Origin of the sequence: Flavobacterium cellulosilyticum (assembly GCF_004349355.1) — a bacterium.
GTDB lineage: Bacteria > Bacteroidota > Bacteroidia > Flavobacteriales > Flavobacteriaceae > Flavobacterium > Flavobacterium cellulosilyticum.
The window spans coordinates 273,801-298,202 of the sequence record NZ_SMFK01000002.1 but is presented as its reverse complement, the minus strand read 5'-3'; the positions used below and the strand labels follow the sequence as shown (position 1 = coordinate 298,202).

At 35.2% G+C, this 24,402-nt stretch carries 17 protein-coding genes; all 17 read right to left on the bottom strand.

The window, feature by feature from the left end; translation table 11 throughout:
- Positions 1-19 precede the first annotated feature (19 nt).
- Positions 20-3,238, bottom strand: a complete 3,219-nt coding sequence (locus E0F76_RS05270; RefSeq protein WP_132002358.1) for a SusC/RagA family TonB-linked outer membrane protein — start codon at positions 3,236-3,238, stop codon at positions 20-22.
- 315 nt (positions 3,239-3,553) lie between these two features.
- On the bottom strand, positions 3,554-4,969 hold the full coding sequence (locus tag E0F76_RS05265) for a sialate O-acetylesterase (protein WP_132002355.1): 1,416 nt from the start codon (positions 4,967-4,969) through the stop codon (positions 3,554-3,556).
- A gap of 45 nt (positions 4,970-5,014) precedes the next feature.
- A complete protein-coding gene (locus E0F76_RS05260; protein WP_220398901.1) occupies positions 5,015-6,106 on the bottom strand; it encodes a T9SS type A sorting domain-containing protein in 1,092 nt (363 codons plus the stop codon).
- Between the two features lie 224 nt (positions 6,107-6,330).
- Positions 6,331-7,227, bottom strand: coding sequence for an alpha/beta hydrolase (locus E0F76_RS05255; RefSeq protein ID WP_132002352.1), 897 nt, complete (start codon positions 7,225-7,227; stop codon positions 6,331-6,333).
- 67 nt (positions 7,228-7,294) lie between these two features.
- Positions 7,295-8,500, bottom strand: a complete 1,206-nt coding sequence (locus tag E0F76_RS05250) for a T9SS type A sorting domain-containing protein (RefSeq protein WP_132002349.1) — start codon at positions 8,498-8,500, stop codon at positions 7,295-7,297.
- Positions 8,501-8,874: 374 nt separating this feature from the next.
- Complete coding sequence (locus E0F76_RS05245; protein ID WP_220398900.1) at positions 8,875-9,726, bottom strand: IS3 family transposase; 852 nt, start codon at positions 9,724-9,726, stop codon at positions 8,875-8,877.
- 14 nt (positions 9,727-9,740) lie between these two features.
- Positions 9,741-10,175 (bottom strand): hypothetical protein, encoded by a 435-nt coding sequence (locus E0F76_RS19465; RefSeq protein WP_220398899.1) that lies wholly within the window; start codon positions 10,173-10,175, stop codon positions 9,741-9,743.
- Between the two features lie 140 nt (positions 10,176-10,315).
- Positions 10,316-10,762, bottom strand: coding sequence for a hypothetical protein (locus E0F76_RS05240; protein ID WP_132002346.1), 447 nt, complete (start codon positions 10,760-10,762; stop codon positions 10,316-10,318).
- Positions 10,763-10,910: 148 nt separating this feature from the next.
- A complete protein-coding gene (locus tag E0F76_RS05235; RefSeq protein WP_132002343.1) occupies positions 10,911-11,138 on the bottom strand; it encodes a signal peptidase in 228 nt (75 codons plus the stop codon).
- Between the two features lie 51 nt (positions 11,139-11,189).
- A complete protein-coding gene (locus E0F76_RS05230) occupies positions 11,190-14,480 on the bottom strand; it encodes a T9SS sorting signal type C domain-containing protein (protein WP_132002340.1) in 3,291 nt (1,096 codons plus the stop codon).
- A 675-nt stretch (positions 14,481-15,155) separates the two neighbouring features.
- Entirely contained in the window at positions 15,156-15,926 is a 771-nt protein-coding gene (locus E0F76_RS05225) for a hypothetical protein (protein WP_132002337.1), read from the bottom strand.
- A gap of 129 nt (positions 15,927-16,055) precedes the next feature.
- Entirely contained in the window at positions 16,056-17,276 is a 1,221-nt protein-coding gene (locus tag E0F76_RS05220; protein ID WP_132002334.1) for an alginate lyase family protein, read from the bottom strand.
- 37 nt (positions 17,277-17,313) lie between these two features.
- A complete protein-coding gene (locus E0F76_RS05215; protein WP_165932640.1) occupies positions 17,314-19,113 on the bottom strand; it encodes a T9SS type A sorting domain-containing protein in 1,800 nt (599 codons plus the stop codon).
- A 125-nt stretch (positions 19,114-19,238) separates the two neighbouring features.
- Entirely contained in the window at positions 19,239-20,270 is a 1,032-nt protein-coding gene (locus E0F76_RS05210; protein WP_246021987.1) for a glycoside hydrolase family 88 protein, read from the bottom strand.
- Positions 20,271-20,659: 389 nt separating this feature from the next.
- The gene (locus E0F76_RS05200) at positions 20,660-21,526 is read right to left on the bottom strand and encodes a polysaccharide lyase family 7 protein (protein ID WP_132002327.1); all 867 of its coding nucleotides are present in this window, start codon (positions 21,524-21,526) and stop codon (positions 20,660-20,662) included.
- A gap of 85 nt (positions 21,527-21,611) precedes the next feature.
- The gene (locus E0F76_RS05195) at positions 21,612-21,962 is read right to left on the bottom strand and encodes a cupin domain-containing protein (protein ID WP_132002324.1); all 351 of its coding nucleotides are present in this window, start codon (positions 21,960-21,962) and stop codon (positions 21,612-21,614) included.
- 8 nt (positions 21,963-21,970) lie between these two features.
- Complete coding sequence (locus tag E0F76_RS05190) at positions 21,971-24,226, bottom strand: alginate lyase family protein (RefSeq protein WP_132002322.1); 2,256 nt, start codon at positions 24,224-24,226, stop codon at positions 21,971-21,973.
- Positions 24,227-24,402: the final 176 nt, after the last annotated feature.

Here is a 24,402-nt window from a genome sequence, read left to right as displayed (position 1 = left end):
ATCAAACGTATTTTATAAATTAAAAATTAAGATCTAGGCCAAAGAGTACTGTTCTTGAAATTGGGAAAGCCCCTCTTTGATACCCATCAATTAAAGTGGAACCATAAACTGCTCCGCTAGTATTTCTTGCTTCAGGGTTTATACCTCTATAACTACTGCCTGAATAATAGAATAAGTTTTGTCCTGAGAAATAAAGTCTCATTCCGTTTAAACCGAATTTTTTAACATACTCTGACGGCATATTAAATCCAACGGTAACATCTCTAAGCGCTACGTACGAAGCATCTTCAACTACATAATCCGTAAGCATCCAGTTGAATCCCGTGGTGTCATAAGGTGTTTTACCGTCTCCAGGAAACATGGCACTTACCCATCGGTTTCTGTTATAATCTCTATTAAATCTTTTGGTTTCATTGTAATTCGGATCTCCGTTAATCAACTCTCCTCCTTGTGAACCTTGTAATGAAAAACTAAGATCGAAAGATTTGTATGAAAAAGTATTCGTTAATCCCCAAATAAAATCAGGATATGGATTTCCAATTACAGTTCTATCATCATTATTAATAACATTATCACCATTAACATCTACTAATTTCAATCCACCCGGTAAAAATAAATTAGCCAAATTTGAAGTTAAACCAGCTGCTTTTGCCTCATCGATTTGAGCTTGAGACAACCACACTCCATCCGTTTTGAAACCATAAAATTGAATAAGTGGATCTCCTGGTTTCGCTTGGTACACCTCATTACGTTCTCCTAGAGTACGAATATAGTTTTCAGAACCTAATTCAATAATTTTGTTTTCTGTATGCGAAAAATTAGCCGATGTGGTCCATTTAAAACTGGTCGTTCTAATATTAGTTGTCGACAATTCGACCTCAACTCCTTTATTATTCATGCTTCCAATATTAACAACACCTTGTTTTACACCAGTAAACGCCATGGCTGGTTGATACAACAACAATTTATCCGTTTTAGATTGGTATGCGTCAACACTCAAGTTTACTCTATTTTTAAACAATGATAAGTCAACCCCCAAGTTGGTTTGATACGTACTTTCCCAAGTAATGTCAGGATTTGCTTGGATACTTCGATTAGGCGCTAATCCGGGCACTGATGAACCTGAACTCGAACCTGAAATATAATTGGCACCAAATAATGAATCTACGAAAAGAAAGTCCTTAATTCTATTGTTTCCTGAAACTCCATAACTAGCACGCAACAACAATTTACTTAACCAATCTGCGCTATCCAAGAATTTTTCTTTACTAACATTCCATCCAACAGAGACCGCTGGAAAATAACCCCATTTATTACCTTGTCCAAAATAAGAACTACCATCAGCACGAATACTCGCGGTCAACATATACTTTTCTTTAAAAGCATAATTTACCCTACCTAAATAAGACAATAATCCTGTTTTATAATTACTTCCCTTTGTACCATAATATAATGACTCATCAGGAACAGGAGCTAATATTTGCCCAGCACTAGACAAGTTTCTAATATCATCGCTTGGAAAATTTGTTGCAACTATAAATTCATTTTTAGTTCTTGTGGTTTCAGCAGTGAAACCAGCTAACAGATTAAACGAATGATTTCCAAATTCTTTTTTATAAGTTAAGGTATTTTCAGACAAAAGATCTACAAACGAATTCTTGCCATACTCGCCTGTATTTGCAATTCCGTCTGCAGTAGCGTTGGTATTTGCCCAATTTAATCCATCAGTATATTTAAAAAACATACTTCCCATAGTTTTGAAATCCAAGCCAGGCAATAAATTAACGGTCAAGTTAAGTGCTCCTTGCAAACGATAATCATCTTGAATATTAGATTGATCATTTATTGAACCTACTGGATTATTATTTGCAGAACTAAAAGGATTTGCCACTCTTGGTACCATAAAAGTTCCATCTGGCAACAAACCAGTCATTCCCATACTTGGATAAGTTAAGTTTGCAAAATGCCTTGGCTGTGCATTATCTCCTTCTTTAACTGAAGCCCATAATGGATTTTGATTTACGAATACTGCAGATGCGGCCGTATGATGAGCAGGTAAAAAGCTTGGAAAACGCATAAAATTAGTAAAACTTTCTGCTGGTCTTTCTCTCTTAGAATATTGTGGATTCAAATTGACATCTAATTTTACTCTTTTACTCAACTCAATATTCAACTTGGTAAGGAAATTGTATTTATCAAAATCACTATGAATCATCATTCCTTCATCTCCATTATATCCTAAAGACACATAGTATTTAGTAGTTTTGCTTCCTCCACTGGCACTAAAACCAACGCTACGGTACATCCCTGTTCTTAAAGCCTCATCTTGATAATCTGTTCCATTACCACCAAAAAGTTCTTGCTCTATCATCCACATTGCATTATTATTTAGCGGAATGTTATTTTGAGCTTGATTTACAGTTGGATCCAATTTCCTCATTTCACGTTCTGAATACAACAAACTAACATATTCAGACGATGACATCATATCATATGCTTCATACGGATTTCTAACCCCTGTTTGGTATTTAAAATTAAACCTCACCTTATCCGTCTTACCACTCTTGGTCGTAACTATGATTACCCCATTTGCACCGCGTGAACCATAAATAGCGGCAGAAGCAGCATCCTTTAATACCTCAACAGATTGCACATCCGACATGTTTAATGAGCCTAAACCATCTTGATTTGGCTGCCCATCTACAATAACTAAAGGGTTATTACTTGCATTAATAGATACAGTACCTCTAATATTAATTTTAGGATCGGCTCCAGCCTCAGAGGATGTATTAGTAATTTGTACCCCGGCAATTTTTCCTTGCAAAGCCTGATCTACTCTTGATACAGCCAATTCGTCCAATCTTTCATTTTGATATTTAGCCACAGATCCTGTAACACTGGACCTTTTTTGAGTACCATAACCAATAACAACAATTTCGTCAAGCGTGCTCAAGGATTCTGTTAAAGTGACATTTATAATTTTGTTTTGGCCAACTTCAATTAATTGAGTATTAAAACCTATAAAAGAGAATTTCAAAATAGATTTAGAATTCCTAACCGGAATTGAATATTTACCATCAAAATCAGTTGTGGTACTAGTACCTGCAAAGGTAACGGTAGCTCCTGGTATACTTATGCCTTTATCATCAACAACAGTACCCGTTATTTTTAAATTATTGATCTGCGCATAAATAACAGAGGTAAATATTAAGAGAAACAGTAAAATTGGTTTTTTCATAATTTATTCATTTTAATATTAATTGGTTTTGGCTGATTTAATTCTTCGTTTAGAATTAGATTAAATTGTTATTTTTCATTGAAGCCATTCAGAGCTTCAATGAAAATAGTGTTCTAAATTATTTATTGAATTAACAATAAAAAACAATAAGTTTTTCTTTTTGAACAACCATATTGGTTATCCAGTTTGGTTATCCAAATGTACTGTTATTATTTTGAATAAAAAATAAAATATATTTTTTTTTATTATTATTATTTTAAATAATAATAATTAACAATCATTTGGCTTCAAATATAAATCGACAATAAATTGGCATTAATCCCAATCATCCGTTCTGAAGGAAGAAGCCGGCAATAAATTAGTGTCAAATAAGCTTCCTAAAAACCAATCCTTCCACCCGTATCGAACGGCAACCGGTTTTTTTACGTCTAAACTTGACACTTTTACTTGTCTGCCCTTTAGTATTTCTGCTTTTGCGGGATAAAAAACCTTGTCTGCTCCAGCAATCTCAAAATCACTCAGTTCTTTGTCAAAACAAAAAAGTCCTGTTTCGGCATTGTCAAAAGTTAAAATAAGTGATGATTCATTAAGTTCCTTAGACTTGTAAACAGGTCCTAAATAGTCAATATCTTTCATTCCATAGGTTTTGTTCAATGCCATAAAAAGCAATCGTTCCGCAACTTCTTTCTTTTTGGGCGGGTGAATTGCCACGTCTGATCCAATATCTGATGTCACTGCCATACCCGAATTTGGAATTACATTCAAAGCCCTGAGTTGAACTTCCCTAAGATATTGGGAGCTGCTTTTGTCTACATAATTATTAGGCGCAATCTGTACATAATAAAATGGGAAGTCTCCGATGTTCCATTTGATGCGCCAATCCTTTACCATTGCCGAAAATAACTGTTGGTACAATTCCGGTTCCTTCCGGTTGGATTCTCCTTGATACCACAAAATCCCTTTAATTGTGTAAGAGGTGATTGGATTAATCATGGCATTAAAAATAGCCGATGGTGCTTTCTTAAATCTTTCGGCGGCGTCAATTTTTGTGTTATTTGAATCCAAAAAAGGGGCAAACGACTCTTTGCTAATCCAGGGTTGAATTTTCGTCCCGCCCCAAGAAGTCATGATTAAGCCCACGGGAACACCTAAAATTTCCTGTAATTGCTTGCCGTAAAAATAGGCAATGGCACTAAAATCTTTCGCCAATTCAGGCGAGGCATTGTCCCATTTTTTGTATTTAATTAATGTGTCCAAAGCCGTATCAGCTCCATTTTCATTTATGGAAAAAAATCTAATTTGGTCATTGCCAGAAGTTGCAATTGCCTTATTTCCGTCAAAAACGGGTTGTCCCGTATAGCCTTTTAAAGGTTGACGCATATTGGATTGTCCAGAACAAACCCAAACTTCGCCAAATAAAATATTCTCTAATTTGATATTAGATTCCGCACTTTTTAAGTTGATGGTCTGCGGTTCCTTATTTAATGTAGTTAGTACGTTGATCTCCCAACGCCCATTTGCATTGGCCACAACCTTTATTTTTTTAACAGTCCAGCTGGTTTCAATGGTTATTTTTTCTCCCGGAGCTGCCCATCCCCATAATTTCACGGAAGCATTTCGTTGCAGTACCATATTGGAAGAAATGATTCCCGGCAGTTTAATCTTGGCGAAACTGCCCTGGAAACTAAACAAACACAAAATTGTAATTAGGGGCAAAAATAAATTTTTCATACTATTTTATAATTCAGATACCTAAATGGTAATTTAAAATGGTTTTTATTTTTTGAGCAACTTTACCGCTTTCGACTCTAAACCGTTACTCGTAAATTTAACAAAATACAATCCTGGACTCAGATGGGAAAGATTTAAATTACTGGTTGAAAGTTGCTGGGACAAAATTAATTTCCCATTGGTGTTGAAGATACGAATACTGTCATAATTGTTCCTGATTTCTTCAGAAATTTCTAGATTATCATCAACAGGATTAGGAAATAAAACAATATCTTCATTGTTTGAAGGAAATTCTTCCGTAGACAAAGTTCCTTCCGTTATGCTAAAATCCGAAAAGCGAATAGAATCATCACGCAAGCTGGCTTCGTTAAGCAAACTTCTATATATCCCCCATTTTGGACGAATAAAACTGTTGTCAACCGTTCCGAGTCGGATGGTGGCAATATTGGAATTACTATAATTTAGCAACGTAACTCCATTGTCAACTCTCTTAATGGTAATGTCATATGTCCCAGATGCTGCTATTTTTATCGTTTCTGTTGCCTCTACCCAAATTCCTTCAAATAAGGACAAATTTAAATTTGCATATTTGGTTGTACCCGAAAAATCGTCTTTAACATAGATAAGTTCTAATTTATTGGGTGAGCCTTTCCTTAGTGTCAAGGTAAAAATAGGATTGCCATCATCACCTCCCACAGCTTTAACTTGGTGAATGTGCGTAAAATTAGATGAAGGTTGAAAACCAACAGGTATTTTAAACCTCCATTTATAAGTAACTGTTTCTCCGAGCGTGGCTTTCAAATTATCGGGTGAGGCATTGTATGTTTTAATTTCCACACGTTGCCGATCAAAATTTATGCAACGATCATTATCAGGTGTCACATGTATATAAAATTCAAAAACATTTTTACTTAATTCTGTATCATATACTTCGGCAATATGACGCCCGAAGGAACTATGGACACATTCAGGATCTTCCACGACATTATAACCCGGTGCAAAAACGCTATTGATTAATTCATAGGTATTTCCTGGGCCGTCAGCATTCAAGGTAACTTGCGCTTTAGATGAAAATAGATTTCCAAATAAAACTAATGATGTCAGTATGCAAAAGCGAGAATAAGTAAGATTCATCATTTTAGATTTAGAAATAAAATAGTTAATAAAAAAACAGAAGCTCTTACTTCTGTTTTTACTCATATTGATTCTAACAAACTTATTTACCGGAAATAATACCTTCCGCTATGGGAAAATCAGCAAACCGAACTGCCTCATCTTTCAAATCTTCGGCCTTTTTCAAACTGCGGTAAAAGAGAGGCAGCAATGATTGAATTATTTTATATTTTCATTTGGGATTAAGTTTAATCAAATAAATTAATGCCTTTTAAAAATTCAATTATTGATTTATTGATTTCATTGTTTTTTTCATTATCAAATTTGCCATGCGAACCTCCTGCAACGGTTATAAATTGCGATTTAACACCAAATTTCTGAAGCTTCTTGTATAAATCTACCGACTGTTGGTAAGGAACAATTGGATCTGAATCGCCATGCACTATGAAAATGGGTGGACTATTTTTATTGACATAATAAATTGGAGAAACTGATTTAATGAAAGCCTCATTCTTCACATTCTCTCCCAACCAAAGTTTAGGCGAAGAACTTTTGCTTTCTGGACCAAAAGTCCACTCCCAAATATCCGTAACGCCGTATTTATCAATGATGGCGGCCACTTTTATGTTTTCAACTCCAAGACAATTGGTGTCAAAACGATGGTCATTACCTAATAATCCACCCATCAGGGCAAGATGACCGCCGGCACTTCCTCCCATAATCACGATTTTGTTGACATCAATATTGAGTTCTTTGGCGTTTTTGATTAAATAAACCAACATGGAACGGGTGTCTTCGACGGCAGCTGGTGCTTTGGCTTGACCGGACAAACGGTATTCCATGTTGGCCACTGCAAAACCGGCTTTAAAGAAAGTATTGAATCCGCCTTGGGATTCCTTGGTGCCAGATTTCCAACCACCACCGTGTATGTTGATGACAACAGGAGTTGGCTTGGTGGCATTGGGATTTAAATACAAATCTGCTCTGCCGTCCCAGCCGTTTACTTTTGTATATACCACGTCTAATTTAGCAACATAACCCGCTGGGAATACAACCGGTTTTGGAACCATAAAATCAGTTGTTTGCGCTGATGAAGCTAAATACAGCATTGCTGCCATAATAGGTAATAGAATTCTTTTTTTCATTTTTAATTTATTTTGAAGTTAATGTCTATTGTTGTTGCAAAAATTATGCCATTCAAATTGTTTTCCTTTATTCAATAATCAGTTTTTTGGTCTCTGATTTTCCATCTTCCGTTATTTTTAGAAGATATCCTCCTTTACCAAGGCTTGACACATTGATTTCCCCAGAAGTCGTTTTAGTTTGAAGCACTTGTTGTCCTAAAATAGTGTAGATGGCAACTTGTTTTTCACTGTTGTTGGTAGAAGTTACATACAATGTTCCGTTTGAAACCGGATTTGGATATACTTTTAAACCCTCAATTTCGTTTTCAGTAATTCCTAAAGCGGCATCACTTTTAACTTTCAAATTGTCCAGATAAGCACCATTACTACCATTGTAATTGTAATACATCATCATATTGGTATTTGTAGCACTAGTATAATCACCATTAATAACAGAAACTGGTGTAGAATCTAAATATGAGTTCGCTGTAGTAGCTTCTGGATCTACTAATGATGAACCCCCATCTGGTCTTACTTTTAGAGTCCAAGTATCTGAGGAAGGAGTATAGGTTACTATCACAGACATACTGGTGGCTACCGGTACATTCCCTACTTTTAGTAAACTAGTAAAAGTACTTGTCAGATTAACAGAGTCATAACTTAGTCCACCATCAAAAGTACCAAAACTAACACTGTTAGCTGTACTAGCATCATCACCAGATAATAAAACTGCATAACCATTGGCAAGAGAGCCAACAGTTTCAATTGCAACATCAGCAGCTCCATTAGTAGCTAAAATCACACCAGTACACATACCAAAACCAGATCTAAGAGCTGAAGGCAAAGTAGTTAATTGTGATGATCTATTGCTACGCATAGAAAATGACCATGTAATTACATCACTGTTAGTTTTTAATATGGGCTTAAAACTGCTATGAAAACTACTCATTGGCACTGAAATGGTTCCTGTACCTCTATAACTAACGGGTGTGGAAATACTACTGCCTTGAATACTCAAATTAGTTGTGTATGTCATGGCAGTACTATTCCAAATACAATTGATACCGCTTGTGCCATTACCTGAAGCTAAATACCAGCCAGCTGGAGCTGAATTAAATCCTGTATAAGTGTAAAGTGCAGTTGACACATTACTTGGAGAACCTGTTAAAGCTACATTGGCGGTAGCATCAGGAGTTGGATATGTCGCTGGGTTAAAATTATCGAAAAATAATGTTGTTTGCCCATAAGAAGCTGCGAAGGCTAATAAGATTGATAATTGTAAAAATTTTTTCATAATAATTAGTTTTTAGGTTTGTGAAATAGTTATATTAATAATTTAAAATTGGTTACTTTATTTTGGAGAGTTAAATTGGTCTACCAAATTGGTTTTCCAAATGTATTATTTATTTATGAAATAAAAAAATAAAAAAAATATTTTTTTTTACAGATTGTTGTTTTAAATAATAATGGTTTGATATTTATTCAAATTTAGAATATAATATCAATATTGGATGTACAAAATTGGTGGTAAAATTGTCCAATGCTTAGACAATGGACTAGATAAATATTTAAAGGTTTTCTGGTTGTCGTGTACTCTTCAACCCCTCCTTATTTAATTTTTTGTCCCGTCCTAAAAAAACGATACAGATTATTAGATAAAATTAAATATTAAACAGTAGCAAAAACTTTTTCGCTACTGTTTTTTGTTTTATAAGTTCTCATCTTAGTTTTGTTTTGAGAATGCATTTGGTTTGGAGTCAACATAAAATTTGAATAATGAGGTCTAAGTTCATTATAAATAGTAACCGATTCCTTGATAATTTGATTTGTTATTTTTGCCTTTTGATTGTATTTATCAATCCTGAATTCTTGTTTTAAAATTCCATTTATTCTTTCTGCAACAGCATTTTCATAAGGATCAGAATTTTGTGTCATACTGCACAAAACCTTGTTTTTAATAAGCGCTTCCTGGTATTCATTGGCACAATATTGAATTCCTCTATCAGAATGATGTATCAAAGGTAAATTAAAATCCTTTCTTTGTTTGAGAGCCATTTTTAAAGCCATTACACTGCTTTGAGTATTTAAGTTGTTAGCCACAAAATATCCCATTATCTTCTTTGAATAAGCATCGGTAACCAAACTTAGGTAGCAAGGATTATCTCTTTTTCCAATGTATGTGATGTCTGATACCCAGACTTGTTCAGGCCTGTTTATCTCTAAATCTAAAATTAGATTCTCGTGTTTTCTAAAACGATGATGAGAGTTAGTTGTTATATGATAAGAACGTTTTGGCTGTATTAATAAATGGTTGGCTCTTAGTATATCAAAGAATTTATCCCTGCCTATTTTTATTAACAGGAGTTTGTCCGACAAAAGGTAATATAGTTTTCGAGTGCCTATTCTAGGCATTGTTTTCCTGATAGCATCAACCATCAAAACAACTTGTTCAGCTTTGTCTTGTTTAACTATTTTTCTTCGAATTCTTCGATAATAAACCTGTCTGTCAATCCCGAACAAATAACAGGTAAATGCTATTGTTTGTTGTTCTTTTGCTTTGAAATAATCGATTGTTCGGGTACAGAGTTTTTTCGGATATCGATTTGATATTCTTTTTCTGCTAAATCAATCATCATATCAAACAGGATAGCCTTCTTGTCTGCAACAAAAGCTTGTCGCTCCAAGAATGCTTTTTGTTTTTCTAAAAGCTTGACTTGAACTTCAAGCTCCATAATCTTTTGTTCGGGTGATTTTTCCATCTTTGAAGGGATTTGGTTCTCCCAATCAAAGTTACCAAATTTAATTAACCATTGTACAACTGTCTTTCTACATTGGATACCGTACTTCTTGGTTGCCTCAGTAACTGTAAGTTGTCCTCGTTCTATTTCTTGAACGATTTCTAATTTTAAAGACATAGTGTAGTCTTTTTGCGTACGCTTTAAATAGCGCTTTTCTTGTAATGATTCCATAGGATACTTTTTGTGTATCGCTATTTCAGGACTAGACATTTATAAAAAACAAAACCCTGTCCGAACTATCGAACAGGGTTTTCAGTCTGAAAAAAGATTTCTAACTTGCCGTATTATAACAAACATATGGCAAATCAATTTCATAGGTGTGCCATTGCGTTTGTTTTATAGTATAAACCTTCTTTCTTAACGGAATTTACGATAGAGATGGTTTCGCTTTTCGACCGCAAAGACACCTTTTTTATAAAAAAAGTGCCATCTTTCAAGCATACTTTTAATCTGTACCATCTGTAATTATATACTTTTATAAAAACTGGAACAACGGTAAATAAAGCCACTAAAAGCACCATTTCAAATGGTAAAAACTGTATAGAAAGGAATACAAATAGAAATGGAAACAAGATAAATGCAAATTCAAATAATGGGTTTAATTTATACGATTTAATATAAATATTGTCCAGTTCCGAAAATGAAATTGTTCTTTCCGCTCTTTTGCCATTCTTTAAAATTAGTCCGTTCTCGACTATAGTTAAGCTGTCAAATTTAGCAGTACCAGCAATAATATTAGTAATAGTAGTAATATTCATATAATCTCATTTTAAAGATTGAATTCACTTGTTTTTCTATTGGGATAACCAAAACGGGGCTTTTCGGTTCTATTATTTGAAAAATTAAAAAAAAAACCCTGCCCAATGAACAGGGTTTGCAAAATAAATCAGTAGGTTTTGCGTGTTATTATTTCAATTGTGTATTTCCTTGTTTGGCAAGAGTCCTGAATTTAAAGAAAACAAAGACTAGACCTATCAATGCCAAAACCCACACATAATCGTCAATTGGTGCTGCTGGTGTGTCCGTGCCTTCTAAACCGGTACCGTCATCTTCCGTTCCAGGTTGTGCAAATAGAGTGAAAGTTGAACACAAGAAAAAGGCAGCTATATAATATTTTAATAAATTATTTTTCATTTTTGCTAATTTTAAAATTAATGATTTCGTTTAATTAAATCCCAAAGGTTTCTAATTCACTACTTTTTTGCTTACTACTTTATTGTCTTCAGCCGTGATTTTAATAATCAAAACTTGTTGTGTGGTCTTCAAATCCTTGATGGTGGCTGAATTTGCCTTCACATTTTTTTGTTCTGCAATCAACCTTCCTTGAATATCAAAAACTTTGATATTGTTGATTGTGTTTGCTCCCGAGTTTATATACAATACTCCTCCGCTTTTATACACGGCGACACTGTTATCATCGAAAGATGCAGCATTAACACCTAATGTCTTTTGATATTTCAACGAAAATCTGGCGTTATCTATTCCTGCTACTGTCGTGAAAGTATAGGCTCCTGCTTTCAAGTCTGTTTCTGTTCCAGTCGTGTTGTCTTTAAGAAAAACGTCTTGACCTTCGGCAAACAAACCGTCAACGTGGTCTAGTCCAATGGTGTAATCACCGGCAACATCTGTTTTGAAGTTTAAGGCAACAACATCAGAAGGGTCAAATGGCAAGGCACGACCTTGGATAGTGTAGTCTTCATTGTTGATGTTGGAGGTCAAGGCAATTGGACTGTCATTAATGTATTTTCCATCAATTCCAGCATCAACATCTTGCGTTGCATTCGTTATGTAACCTACTAACGCCTGACTAAAAACACCTGTTGCATTAGTCAAGTTCAACCAAACACGACTTCTTTCGGTGTTGTTTTTGGTTTTAAAAAACTGGTTTGCCGTATTTGCAGTTCGCATCGCATTGGTAAAAAAAGTATTTACTGTTGCAGCACTTTTAGCTTGAACAAAGAAACCTTGTCCCACTTGAATCGTCCCATTTGGCGCAGCACTAGTTGGCGTTGTAGTCGTCGCTCCTCCCGATGTATAAGTGGCATAAGCAGAACCACCTGCTCCATTTGTTTTTCTCCAGAAATACAAGGTGCTTTCTATGTTTGCCGAATTAGCCGCAAGAAATGTTTCTGCATTAATAGTCGATGGATAAGGATTTCCAACCATATTGTATCCGTGAGTGGCATCAACATAATTTAAAGTTACAGGAGTATCTCCATTATTCGGCAAACCTGTAAATACCCCAGAATAAGGTGCTGCTACAGCCAATGGATCCAACACTTGATCTACCCAATTGTCCGGCGTACGAATTAAATATCCAGCTGCAGTTGCGAATGGAGTGGTCGCCGGGCTTGATACTGCATTGTATAAGTTGGTGCTCGTATTATAGTTGTAAAATCTTGTAGGTAATGTTAATGGAGAGAAATCCAATAAATACTTGCTAGAGTTTGCAACCGGCGATGACCAAATAGTATAATCTAATTTAAATAAAGAAGAACTATTTCTTTTTACGGTAATATCACCCGCATTGGCCACATTATTCACCTGAATCAGGTTGGCTCCACTTTCGATGACAACGGCAGAAGCAGTTGAATTATTGGTTAATCCATTTTGAATGGTTATGTTGGCACCTGAACTCAAGGTTAAAGAACCTGTGGTCAACGTTAGAGCACTTATGTTTTTAGTCGTATTTAAAGTAACGGCTCCTGAACTAATGTTAACAGTAGTGGCTACGGCACTTGAATTTGGCATTTCATAACCAACAGTTTTGGCGACGGAAGAATTATAGTTTAGAGTCAATGTATTTCCAAAAATTGGTGCAGCATCTAAACTACCGCCCGATCTTGAAATAATGGCACCGTCCCCTAAAGTTATAAAATCACTATTAATTAATGTTCCTGCAGACAAACCCAAAGTTGTTGAGGTTGGAGATATACTTAATATAGTAACCGGTGTTCCTAAAGTGACAGAAGCATTCAATCCTGTTCTGTTTATGGTAAGGATATTGGCAAACTGGCTGCCGCTTGTGAAGTTTAATGTCCCCGCATTGCCATCATTTGCACCTCCAAAAGTGATACTGGCATTAGTATGTCCACTAATTGTTCCTGTTCCAGAAATAGTACCATTAATAGTAAAAGTAAATGAAGTGGTTGGCAATAAAACAATTATTCCATTATTTACAACATTGGTGGCAGTTCTTCCTCCTGTAACCGTGTAAGTAACTCCGCTATTAATTGTAAGCGTACCTACTTTTCCAGGAGTTGGAGAAGATACAAATTCATTACTGTTTGTTATGGTTGAACCAATGGTAACATTTACAAGATCTGTAGATAATTGACCATAAAAAACAGCACCAAGGGCACTAGGAAGAGAAGTCCCAGAAGTAACACTACGCTCTACCGTTGAGCCATCGAGCATGGTTAGAGGAAGTGAGGCTGTTGCCCCAAGAGTGGCAGTTCCCGTGAATTTCAACAATGAACTTACCGTTATAGGAGCAATAGGAGTTTTTGTATTTGAGTTAGACAATATTAATGTGCTGTAATTGTTAAAAAGAGTAGTACCCGGAATAGCATAAGCTGCCGAAGCAGATTGAAGTAATGTTTGAGAACCTACCCTGCTATATATTACCGTTCCATTATTTGTAAACGTCGTGCAATTTATGGCAGGAGTCGATCCTGTCAATTCAAGAATACCACCGGCCTCAATAGTTACAATACCACAAATTGCCGAAGATGAATTACCTATTACTCCTGAAGTTGAACTTATTGAAGTGACGAATTTCGCACCATTTTTTATGGTAAAATCTCCGTTTGAAACCGAAATAACAGAATTTGTTGCAACAGTGCCACTGGATATGACAATTGGTTTAAATTTGACACCAACGCCACTCAGTGTACCTATTGCATTTGCATCCAAAGCAAACTCTGCTGCATTTATAGTTCCTGAGGCATTCCATTCCCCAGCATTTGTAATATTTCTTGTTCCTCCCACAAATTTTAAAACACCGGGATTTATGGTTGTTATCATTGTGGCTGCAGGTGTCGTACTACTTGTCTGATCACTATAAAAAGTTCCATCATTAGCAGCAGCACCAATGACTGCGCCTAAAGTAGTTGTGTATGCCCTGATTTTTCCGCTCACGTTGACTGTATTTACACCTATGGCAAGAACTCCCACTATATTTAATTCTAAATCTTTGCAATACACATTGGCAACATCAACGGTTACAGTGTGACCATTTTGGACATAAACGTTGTTGGTAGCTGTAGGGACAACGGCAGTAACCGCCCATGCTCCTGAGGTTCTGGTTTCCCACATATCCGTGTCACTCCAATTACCCGATACTTTGGCGGTACGATAATCTCCATCAGATGCGATTTGGGCTTGTACTTTTGCGGAATTTGCAAACAGCGCCATAAAGCACAGACTGTAAAAAAGGGTTGACAGTTTTTTTCTACTAAGTAATTGTTTTTTCATAATTTATTCTTTTTAGTATTAATTGTTATTGGTTAATCGTATTCAAATGCTATTCTAAGTTAATCTCGGATGAAGTGTAAAAACAATATTTTTTTACCGTTTTTTTTGGATGACTAGTTTGGATAACCAATTTGGTTTTCCAAATATATTATTTATTTCCGAAAAAATAAATAAATTATCGGTTTTAAAACATAATAATTTGAAATCTAATAAAATATGGGAATCAAATCGTATCTATTCAACCGTCTGACCCGGTGGAATATGCAGAGCAACTTATGGGAAACAGCCAATGTCATTACTGCTATCTGTGTACCTATTAAAATTTTTGGGGATTTTACTTAAATAAGACACAATGCCCAAAACTAACGCAGCAACAAAACAAATCTAAATACTAACATCTGATCGAAAATTCAAAAATGGAGACACTATTGTCCAAATTCACGTTGACAATGAAATCAATTAAACTAGGTAGATTATTTGGCACTGCTATTTAACTGGATTGCAAAAAAAATAGTTCTACAACCAAATTAGAGGTTGCAGAACTATCGTTCTTGTACTACAGCGAGTTTGGGACTAAATTAAGCCCATTATTCGGATTTGCCAAATCATCATACAAAACCAACTTTCCATTAAGCCTATTGCCCAAATCCGTTGTAGCTGTTAGTGGCTGGCAATTTATTTTTTGTAAGTAATTTTAAATTTTGCAATTTCCTTATCCTTTGATTCTTGAAAACTCTTTTCCATATCTTCTTTCGTTATTACTCCTTTCATCATTTCTTCTATTTCATTATAAAATGATTTCTTAAGAATTTCTTTTTCGAATTCAATAGAGTCAAAGTATTTTTTCAATTCATCAGTTGGTTCAAAGTAATATATAAATTGAGCGGGAATGTTTTTTAAATATTCATATAATACATTTTCACAACCAATTTTTTTAAGTAACTCGTAGCAAATATGATGATTTGGAGAATTAGTTAACTGAATTTTATAAATAGCAGAATCAAGTTTTTCACCATATCTATAATAAGCACCTGCTAAAAAAGAATAAATCTGATTTTTTGTTTCAAATTTATTACTTAATAATTCCTCTTTTTCTCCGTAAAAACTATTTTTTTTTTTTGAAAGTTCATCAGAATACATTTCACTGTGATTTGATTTTTCAAAAATGATATCAACAGTAATATTTAATTCAGCCTTAATGTATAAAGTCAAATAATTTACCATTGGTTTTTCAAAAGGAAAATATCTGTCAATTTGCTTTTCTCTTTTCACATAATAAAAATGCCCATTATAATCACTTAATGTTCCCAACACAAAATAAACAGGATCAATTGAAACTGTTTGTTTTGTGTTTGCTAAAAGATTGCTTTCTACTTTTTTGTCTGTTTGGGAGAAAGCAGATTGAATTACTAAAAGAAATGCTATTATTAAAAGGTTTTGTCTCATTTAATCGGTTTTGTTTTTTGCTTGCCACTAATATGTGGATTTAACTTTGAAAAATTATGAGAATCATTCTTGCTAGGTTAAATTTAACCCTTTTGAATCCATTAGAATTCTGTCCTCCATTATCTCCTATTAAAAAAACAACTGATTGCTGTCCAATTGATATGTTTTTAAATCAATTTTTTTAGCCAAGGTATCATACTCTGGATTGGAATATTTTTTGGAAGCTATTTTCAAAATCCTGACGGTTTCTCCAAAACCTATATTTTGGATTTGCTCATACTCCCATTTTTTTTCATTTTTAAGGTAGGGCAGTAACCAATCAACGGCAGATTTTATATTTTTTCCCTCCTTGGTTTGATAGTTCCAAAGATCGATCTGGCTATTTTCGGCCAATCGGGCTGCGATAAAATAACCATCCAAATTCATGTTTGCATAATTCCAGGATTTTGTCCTTGTCAATTCGAAAGGCTGGCTTCCGTCGGGTTTTAATTGACTTTCCAACCTGTTTTTGAACGTTTCTATTTCGGCCACTGCAATTTCAGGATGATCCGTAAAAATGGCATAGGAAATTGCTTGAACACTGTAATGGGTTCCGTGATTGTTGTGCTCATCGGCTTCGTCTTTCCCTATTGGACTTTCCGTAAGCCAAGTCAAATAGTCCGAAAACCACTTTTTAAGTGCTAGATGATCTTCGCTTGACCAATTATTTGAACCTTGTATCAAAATGGCGGCATCTATAACACGGAACAATCCTCGAGTTTCGATTAAACCTATGCCTCTGCCCGTATTAATTCCCGGTATGGATTGCCCAAAATTAAGATTTGGATTTTGTCGTGTTTCCGAATTTAAAAACCAAGTTTTAATTACTTGTGAAGCCCATTGCGCATATTTGTCTTCCTTGGTAAAATAGTATGCCAAAGCCAAAGTTTCCGCATCATCTTCCACTCTATCCATTTCTTGCGAATCGCTGATTTCATAATATTCCGGATTACGCAAGCCGTCTTTTCTGATGTAAGGCAATCCATCAGGCTTGGTTGGATCTGGCCACCAATAAGGTCCTATGCTCATATAATCGTGCTTGTCACCACTTTGAGGTGTTTGTTTTTTGTTCATCACCGAATACAATTTTCTCGCTTTCAGCATTTTATCGGCTTTGGACAGAAGGCTTTGCAGTGCTTCTTTTTTTTCGGTGTCGTTTTCAATTATTAGTTGGCGATTGCGTTGCAAAACTGCCCCTTCCAGAACAATCGTTTTTGGAAAATTGCTTGCAGATTCCTTTACATTTTGTGCCGAAACGCCCAAAACACTAGAAAAGAATAAAAGAAATGTGACTTGTTTTAGATTTTTCATCTTGATAATTTAATTTATTAATTTTTGGGTTGCAAAATCATTTTTTTACGACCAACTTCATTGTTTTGGAAAAATCTACTGCCGTAAAATGTACGAAATAAATCCCCTCATTCAAATTTGAAATACTATATTCCATACTCAACTGATTTTGATTTACAGCCAGTATTTTGACCCGTTGCCCCGTTGCGTCATAAACAGTGATGGCTAGAGGTGAACTCATCTGGATTGTCCTCTTAATAGTGATGCTGTCTTTGGCTGAGTTAGGAAATATGGAAATGCTATCATTTTCATCCAATAAATTAATTTCCTTCACGGAAAGCAAATTGGATAACCTCTCGCTTAATTGAGCTTGAAATAAACTGGGAATGGCCGCGATCGGAGTTCCCTGAGATTCTACAGTCCCAAACGATTCCGTGACCACCGTCCCTACATTGGTAATTTCTGTGGCTTTGCATCCAATAGCCCAATTGCGCTCATCACCGGGAGGATCTTGAAGTATCATTTTTCCCGCAGTGCAGTTCCAAAACATGATTTGCCCTCCCGACCATCCATGACCGGAACCGGCATCAAGTCGATTTTGCACATCTTGGCTTCCATTGCCCACGATATTATCAAACAAAACTCCCGTTGACCATCGATGGTGTGGTCCAATATCGCTATTTTGAATGGTCGACGTGTTGTTATAAAAAACATTGGGGCCGCAAGTTCGACTGCCATTCACATAATCATGGCGTCCATTTTTTGTAGTGCAATTTGTCACAAGATTCCGTTGCCCATCGACATTAAAAGAATAGCGTCTGCTACCCGTAATTATTGATTTGGCATCCAGCATTTTGCAACTGTCCACCGTAACCCATGAGGCCGTGCCCGTGATATGAACTGCTGAATAGCCAAAATAATACACTTCTATATTTTGAGCCCAAGCATTGGCAATATTGGCAAAAGAAATAGCTGTCCAACCGTGTAATTCATCAGTATCGGAAGCATAATAAGACGAAATCCTCAAGTTTTCGATACCGCATTTTTCAATTCGGTTGGAGGTATATTTCATCAATTCTCCCGTGGAATAAACAGGATCTATGATGTCCATAATTGGTGCGTCCAAGGTAATCACGTTCCCATTAACTTCCATAACTTTTCTTTCCGAATACACGTCATAAGCAGAAGCTACCCAATCAATCGCAAGAGGATCAGCCAACGATATTTTATCCATTCCCAACAAGCTTATCCAAGCATCATTCGGTATCCGATGAACCAAAACCTTGTCTCCAACAACAAAAGTGTGAGCCGATGCCACAGTAATTTGTTTTTTTCCGATAGGCAAATAAGCATCCGTAATTTTTTTTATGGAAGATGAAATACTAGTTTTTCCGTTTGCTCCCGCAAAATTAAACAAGGTATGTTGAGACGTTTTAGTTGCCACAAAATTAGTTCCGGTTCCATCAAAACCTTCACCACGAAGAACAATTCCACTAGCTGTAATGTTAATGGTATTACTCAATTCATAAGTGCCACTTTTAAAAAGAATAGTTCCTCTAAAACCATTGGAATCTAGAGGCAATGCCGCCACTTCATTGATGGCGTTTTGCACATTCGTCCAGTTATCACCTGCCAAAGCATTGACTGTTTTCACGACAGCAATCGTTGGAATTGAAGATTCACTGTTCCTATAACCAACTCCGCTAAAATCGGGAACCACATTGCCTTTACTATCCGGCGTATAAACTAGTTTTCCATTAGAACCAATAGAAACCAGACTTGATGTTTGGGCATTGCCCTCTTGGAAAAACAGTAGCAAGAGTAAAAGTGAGAAAGCAGCTTTTAGGTTATTTTTCATCGGGGAATTTTCTTTGAAACCTTGATTTTGATTTATATTTTTTTGAATTTTAAATACTCTCCTTTTTCTGCGCATTAATGTTACCAAAACCAAATAGAATAAAAACCACCAATAGATTTGTTCTATTATAAAGATTGATTTTCATAAAATTTAAGGGCTTTTTTTCTAATTATTGCTTCCAAAAAGTAGTAATCCGCGTATATGATTGGCTCGTCTATTTCGTCTTTTTTAGGCCAATCCCCTGTGCTGTGATTCAAAATAAAAGGGCTATTTACAGATTTGTTTAAAAGGTATTTATCCGAACTCAACGTTTGGATTACTTTATTTGAATAGTTCAAATATGCCTCGTTTTTGGTGTATTTATAGAGTTCAACAAGAGCGGAAGCCATCACTGCTGCGGCTGAAGCATCTCTTGGAGCATTTGGAATACTCGTGTCGTTAAAATCCCAATATGGAATTCCGTCTTCAGGCAAATTTTCATTATTCATGAAATACTTGGCAGTAGCCTCGGCCTGTTTGAGATAAGCCAAATCTTTGGTATAGCGGTAACACATTGTAAAACCATAAACCGCCCAAGATTGTCCCCTGGCCCAAGAAGAATCATCCTTAAATCCTTGATAGGTTATTTTGTTTTTAGCAGCGCCAGAAATGGTATCGTAAACAACAACATGATAACTGCTGCCGTTGTTTCTGAAATGATTTTTCAAGGTCGTGTTGGCGTGTTGGATGGCAATATTTTTAAATTTTTCATTACCTGAAAATTTGGTCGCCCCAAAAAGCAATTCCAGGTTCATCATATTGTCAATAATCACGGGAAACTCCCAAATGTCTTTATTGAAATCCCAAGACCTGATGGAACCCACTTTTTTATTAAATCGGGTAGTCAGCGTTTCGGCACTTTTAACAACGATAGCTTTATATTTTGCTTTGTCTGCAACTTCCAGCCCTTTTCCAAAACTGCCAAAAACCTTAAATCCCACATCATGGCTATGATTATTAAATTTTTCTTTTTCCATAAAAGCATTCCAAAAAACTGCTCTTTCCTTGAATCGAACATCTCCCGTAAGTTGATAAATCTGCCAAAGATTTCCAACAAAAAAGCCACTTGTCCAATCTTTAGAAGGTACTTTTTTAATAACAGCAGTCTTTAAGGACATACTCCGCGGAAACCCTAAAGAATCAATTGGGTAATCCAACAGTTTCTCATATCGCTTTGAAAAAGGGCATTGACATCTTTCGTATTTGAATGATTTTGTGCTACAACATTAGATTTACACGCTGTAAAAAACGTTGTAAAAACTAACATAACAATTAAATATTCGATTCTAACCATAACTGTTTTTCAATAATGTGATTACTTAATATATTGGAATAAATTAGGAGATGCTTAAAAACAGAAAAAAAACAAAGTGATTTATCATTCTGGTTTCGAAAAAAAGTAAGGAACATTTACTAACAGAAAGCTTGGGAAGCTTATTTGGCTATTTGTTTAAACCTTTTCACTTTACCCTCGATACAAAGACTTTAGTTTTTTTTGTAAAAATTATTAATGCGAGGTTTCTAAAGCGTATATCTTAACCTTGGCAAAAGCATTGGGCTCTGTTGATTGAAAATAATTTCCCGCTTTGAAATAGTTTTCAAAGGCACCCCATTTTTTCATGTTTATATCATTATAAACAAATGACTCACCACCGTTCAGAGTGACTATCATTTTGCCTTCAGAAACTTTAATTTCCAATGTGAATTTGTCGAAATTCACTTTTTCATTAAAATCCTTGCCTTCATCATCGCCCCAAGCTTTCACATTCAATATTTCTTTTTCAGATGCATTTAAATCTTTTAAAACCTTTGTTTTAACTCTGATTTTTCCCTTATCCCAATAGATTTTTAATATCGGCGGCGCATTGTTGTCTTTTTGTCCAATTAAATCTCTCTGTTCATTCGTTAAACGTCCGTGAATTTGAGCAATAATCACACGACTGTATTTACCATCTGCTTCTTTTGAAACAGCATCAATTTTATAGGTTCCTTTAAAATATCCTCCTTGGGCAAAAGTCCAATTTTTGTTCTTATTACCAGGATCCATAGTCTCTCTCAATTCTGATCTAGAATATGAACTATTGGCTGTCGTTGTACCTGATGGAAAAGCATAAAACACTATTGATTTGTCTTTTTCATCGTTATACATCCATTTATTTAAAAGTGGATTATTTGCATAACCCAATATTTCCGGATATCCAACTTCAATTGGTTTACCTGGTTTGTTTGGATTTTCTCCAGGAACTGTGACACTCCAATACGATAAATCTATTGATGGTGTTTTCTTTATTTCCTTGCCTGCATCTTGACCATAACTATAACATACCAAAGAAAGGGCTGCAAAGGCTGCGATTTTTGAAAATTTTATATTCATTATAATTTAAAAATGGGTTGTGACAATTTATTTATATTAAAAACATCTTTCTGTATTAACCTTGTTTTTTCTAATCCTATGTGGACTAAACCGTCATGAAATCTTCACGAATTGGACTAAAAACATCAATAAGAACACCGTCTTCCAGACAAATAGCTCCGTGCAATACGTGAGGCGGAATATAAAAACAATCTCCACCTTTCAAAATTTTGGTATCATCGCCAATTGTCATTTCAAATTGACCGCTAACAACATAGGTTACTTGTGCATGATAATGCTCGTGCATTGGACCTATGCCACCTTTTGCAAATGATACATTTACAAGCATAATGGTGTCATCATAACCCATTATTTTTCGTTTTACTCCTTCTCCAACTACTTCCCATGGAATTTCATCTCCCAATAAAAATTCTTTACTTGCTCCAAAACTTTTCATACTGTTTTTTATTTAATTGTTGTTTTATAATATGCCCCTACCCAATTGTAGGTTTTGTTATTTATTTTCAAACGGTGTTTCTGATTTACTTTGTTGTTTTTTGTTGCCAAAACAAAGAGAGTAACTACTCCAGATTTATTTTTAATTTCGACTCCAATATAATTTGGGTCTTCATAAACTACTTTTAATGAATCAATAGTACTATACGAATTTGTAGCTAATTCAGTAACTTTATTGTAGTTACCGTGCGTTTCGAGAACAGAGACAAAAGTGGCTTTTTGAACATTCTTTTTTCTAAAAATAATACCTGGATCTTTTCTTAAATTAAAGTTGGGATCGTTTGCCCCTATTCTCACAAAGAAAACCTCATCATTGGGCTGTGTAACCGAAGTTAGTGTATAAAAACTTCCTTCGTTCAACCAAGAAATCTTGGAATTATCTGTTGAAAAAATAGCTGAGCCTTCTTTCCATAAATGTTGATAGCCGTTTGCTTTTCCATAAGGCTCCAGAGATTTTGGGGTTTCATAAGCAAAATTAGCCGACATAATTTGTCCCAAATAATAGAACGGCAAATCATATTGATTAGCAGTTTTTGAATCTAACTGAATAATATCCAGCAAAAATGGTTTTTCAAATCCTTCTTCTTGGATTAATGTCATTGTTCTTTGCATTGTCGTTCCTGGATAGGCATTGTTTTCGTTGGCACTAATAATTTGAACTTTAGGATTAGAAACATCAAACAGGTATTTTTCAGAAAAAAACTTGCTTCCTGTCTCAAAATCTCCACCAAAATGGGAAGTTTCGTTTTGAACAATCGTGTTGTGCGCTATGGTTTGTTTGGCCCATGTTGTGTTCTCCTTTAGATAATTACCGCCTCCTTTTTGTTCAATATTCACAAATCTTGCTAATCCATAATCTTGCAGGACATCCGTGCCGTTATTATAAAATGAAAAAGAAAGCTTATCGTAATGTCCGTGACTCAATCCTTGAGAAGCATATTTCATTACCAAAGTCAATTCATTTTCATCCGTTTTATTCCTAATAATAGCGACTCCTCCTTGCTTTCCATCAGACCCGTCGGATAAATCGATGGATTTTTTTTCAAATGGTTTTTCTAAATTATTCTTAATCCCGAGTGCCACCGCCATACCTGAATTGTCTAACTGGACTCTTCCTTGTTTTTCGGCAATTGACAATAGAGAAGGATCTTTTCCTCCATAAAAATAGGCGATATCTACCGCTGAAACTAGTTCTCTGGAATAATAAGACATCCCTTTTTGACCATCATTCAACGGAAAAAACTCTCCTTCTGAATTAGTCAAATTCAACAAAGTATATACAGACTTTATCAAAATACCATTTTTATATTCAAAAATTTTTAAATCGGGCTTAATGTTTTGAAGGGCTTCGGCAAAAACCATAAAAGGATACATGGCATATCTTTGATAATAAGGCCCTTCCGTGTAATAACCATCAGGAGAAAAAGGCTCGTCAACATTGGCCAAAAAACCTGTTTTTTGACCCTCTTTTTTAATTAATCCGCCATCATTGTCTTTCATTCCTATAGGCAAACCATCATTTTTCAAACCATTTAAAGCACGATCTAGAAGTTCCACATCATTCATTACTAAACCTATCATCCCAACGGCAACATTACCCCATGTGCTGTGGTTATGCACCCTGTTAAAAAACTGTGGGGAACCAATTGATATAAAATCTGCAAAAGGTTTAAACAAGTCTTTTTCAATTGTAGAACGGTCAGTTGGGCTAATAAAATCATAGACACAATCATAAGCTTGGCTCACATATACAAGCCAATTGGCATCATTTAAAGCTTGCCAAAAAATCTTCCCTCTGGCATAAGAACGCTCCTGCGGGTGCAAAGGTAAAGTAGGATACATTTTGGCGTAAGCCAATAACATATCTCGAACATAAATTGCATATTTTTTGTCTTCTAATATTTGATACAAAACTCCTGCCCTTTGTAAAATGAGGAAATTTCTTTTATGACGTTCGTGCGTGTATCCTCCCGAAAAATCTTTTGGGACAGGAATATCATTACCCAAAACAATTTCGGCATCTACTTCTTTTTTTACATCCGCCAAGGAAGCATCAAAAAGCGGCACTTTTCCTAATTGAGATCGGATTTCGCGAACTCCTTGCTGCGTCAAAACCAAACTTGGATGTGTTTGTGATTTTACATTTATATGTAAAAATGTCAAAAGTATAATTAGTACTATCCGTGCTTTATTAATTGTGCTCATAATTTATTTTATAATTTCCTTCTTGTGAAATAATTCTCCAAACTTTAGTTTCCATTTTTATCTTGATTAAAGTCTTTTTATTATGTTGTAGTTCTCGACTATTACCAATCATTCAAAAACAAATATTGGTTAACCAATTTGGCTCTCCAAATATATTGTTTATTATTAAGACAAAA

Coding starts and splice junctions, on each gene's coding strand:
- E0F76_RS05260 (WP_220398901.1), bottom strand. CDS start 6,106: ATGATGAATCTTACTTATTCTCGCTTTTGCATACTGACATCATTAGTT.
- E0F76_RS05270 (WP_132002358.1), bottom strand. CDS start 3,238: ATGAAAAAACCAATTTTACTGTTTCTCTTAATATTTACCTCTGTTATT.
- E0F76_RS05190 (WP_132002322.1), bottom strand. CDS start 24,226: ATGAGCACAATTAATAAAGCACGGATAGTACTAATTATACTTTTGACA.
- E0F76_RS05225 (WP_132002337.1), bottom strand. CDS start 15,926: ATGAGACAAAACCTTTTAATAATAGCATTTCTTTTAGTAATTCAATCT.
- E0F76_RS05240 (WP_132002346.1), bottom strand. CDS start 10,762: ATGAATATTACTACTATTACTAATATTATTGCTGGTACTGCTAAATTT.
- E0F76_RS05230 (WP_132002340.1), bottom strand. CDS start 14,480: ATGAAAAAACAATTACTTAGTAGAAAAAAACTGTCAACCCTTTTTTAC.
- E0F76_RS05200 (WP_132002327.1), bottom strand. CDS start 21,526: ATGAATATAAAATTTTCAAAAATCGCAGCCTTTGCAGCCCTTTCTTTG.
- E0F76_RS05215 (WP_165932640.1), bottom strand. CDS start 19,113: ATGAAAAATAACCTAAAAGCTGCTTTCTCACTTTTACTCTTGCTACTG.
- E0F76_RS05255 (WP_132002352.1), bottom strand. CDS start 7,227: ATGAAAAAAAGAATTCTATTACCTATTATGGCAGCAATGCTGTATTTA.
- E0F76_RS19465 (WP_220398899.1), bottom strand. CDS start 10,175: ATGGAATCATTACAAGAAAAGCGCTATTTAAAGCGTACGCAAAAAGAC.
- E0F76_RS05195 (WP_132002324.1), bottom strand. CDS start 21,962: ATGAAAAGTTTTGGAGCAAGTAAAGAATTTTTATTGGGAGATGAAATT.
- E0F76_RS05220 (WP_132002334.1), bottom strand. CDS start 17,276: ATGAAAAATCTAAAACAAGTCACATTTCTTTTATTCTTTTCTAGTGTT.
- E0F76_RS05250 (WP_132002349.1), bottom strand. CDS start 8,500: ATGAAAAAATTTTTACAATTATCAATCTTATTAGCCTTCGCAGCTTCT.
- E0F76_RS05265 (WP_132002355.1), bottom strand. CDS start 4,969: ATGAAAAATTTATTTTTGCCCCTAATTACAATTTTGTGTTTGTTTAGT.
- E0F76_RS05235 (WP_132002343.1), bottom strand. CDS start 11,138: ATGAAAAATAATTTATTAAAATATTATATAGCTGCCTTTTTCTTGTGT.
- E0F76_RS05210 (WP_246021987.1), bottom strand. CDS start 20,270: ATGTCCTTAAAGACTGCTGTTATTAAAAAAGTACCTTCTAAAGATTGG.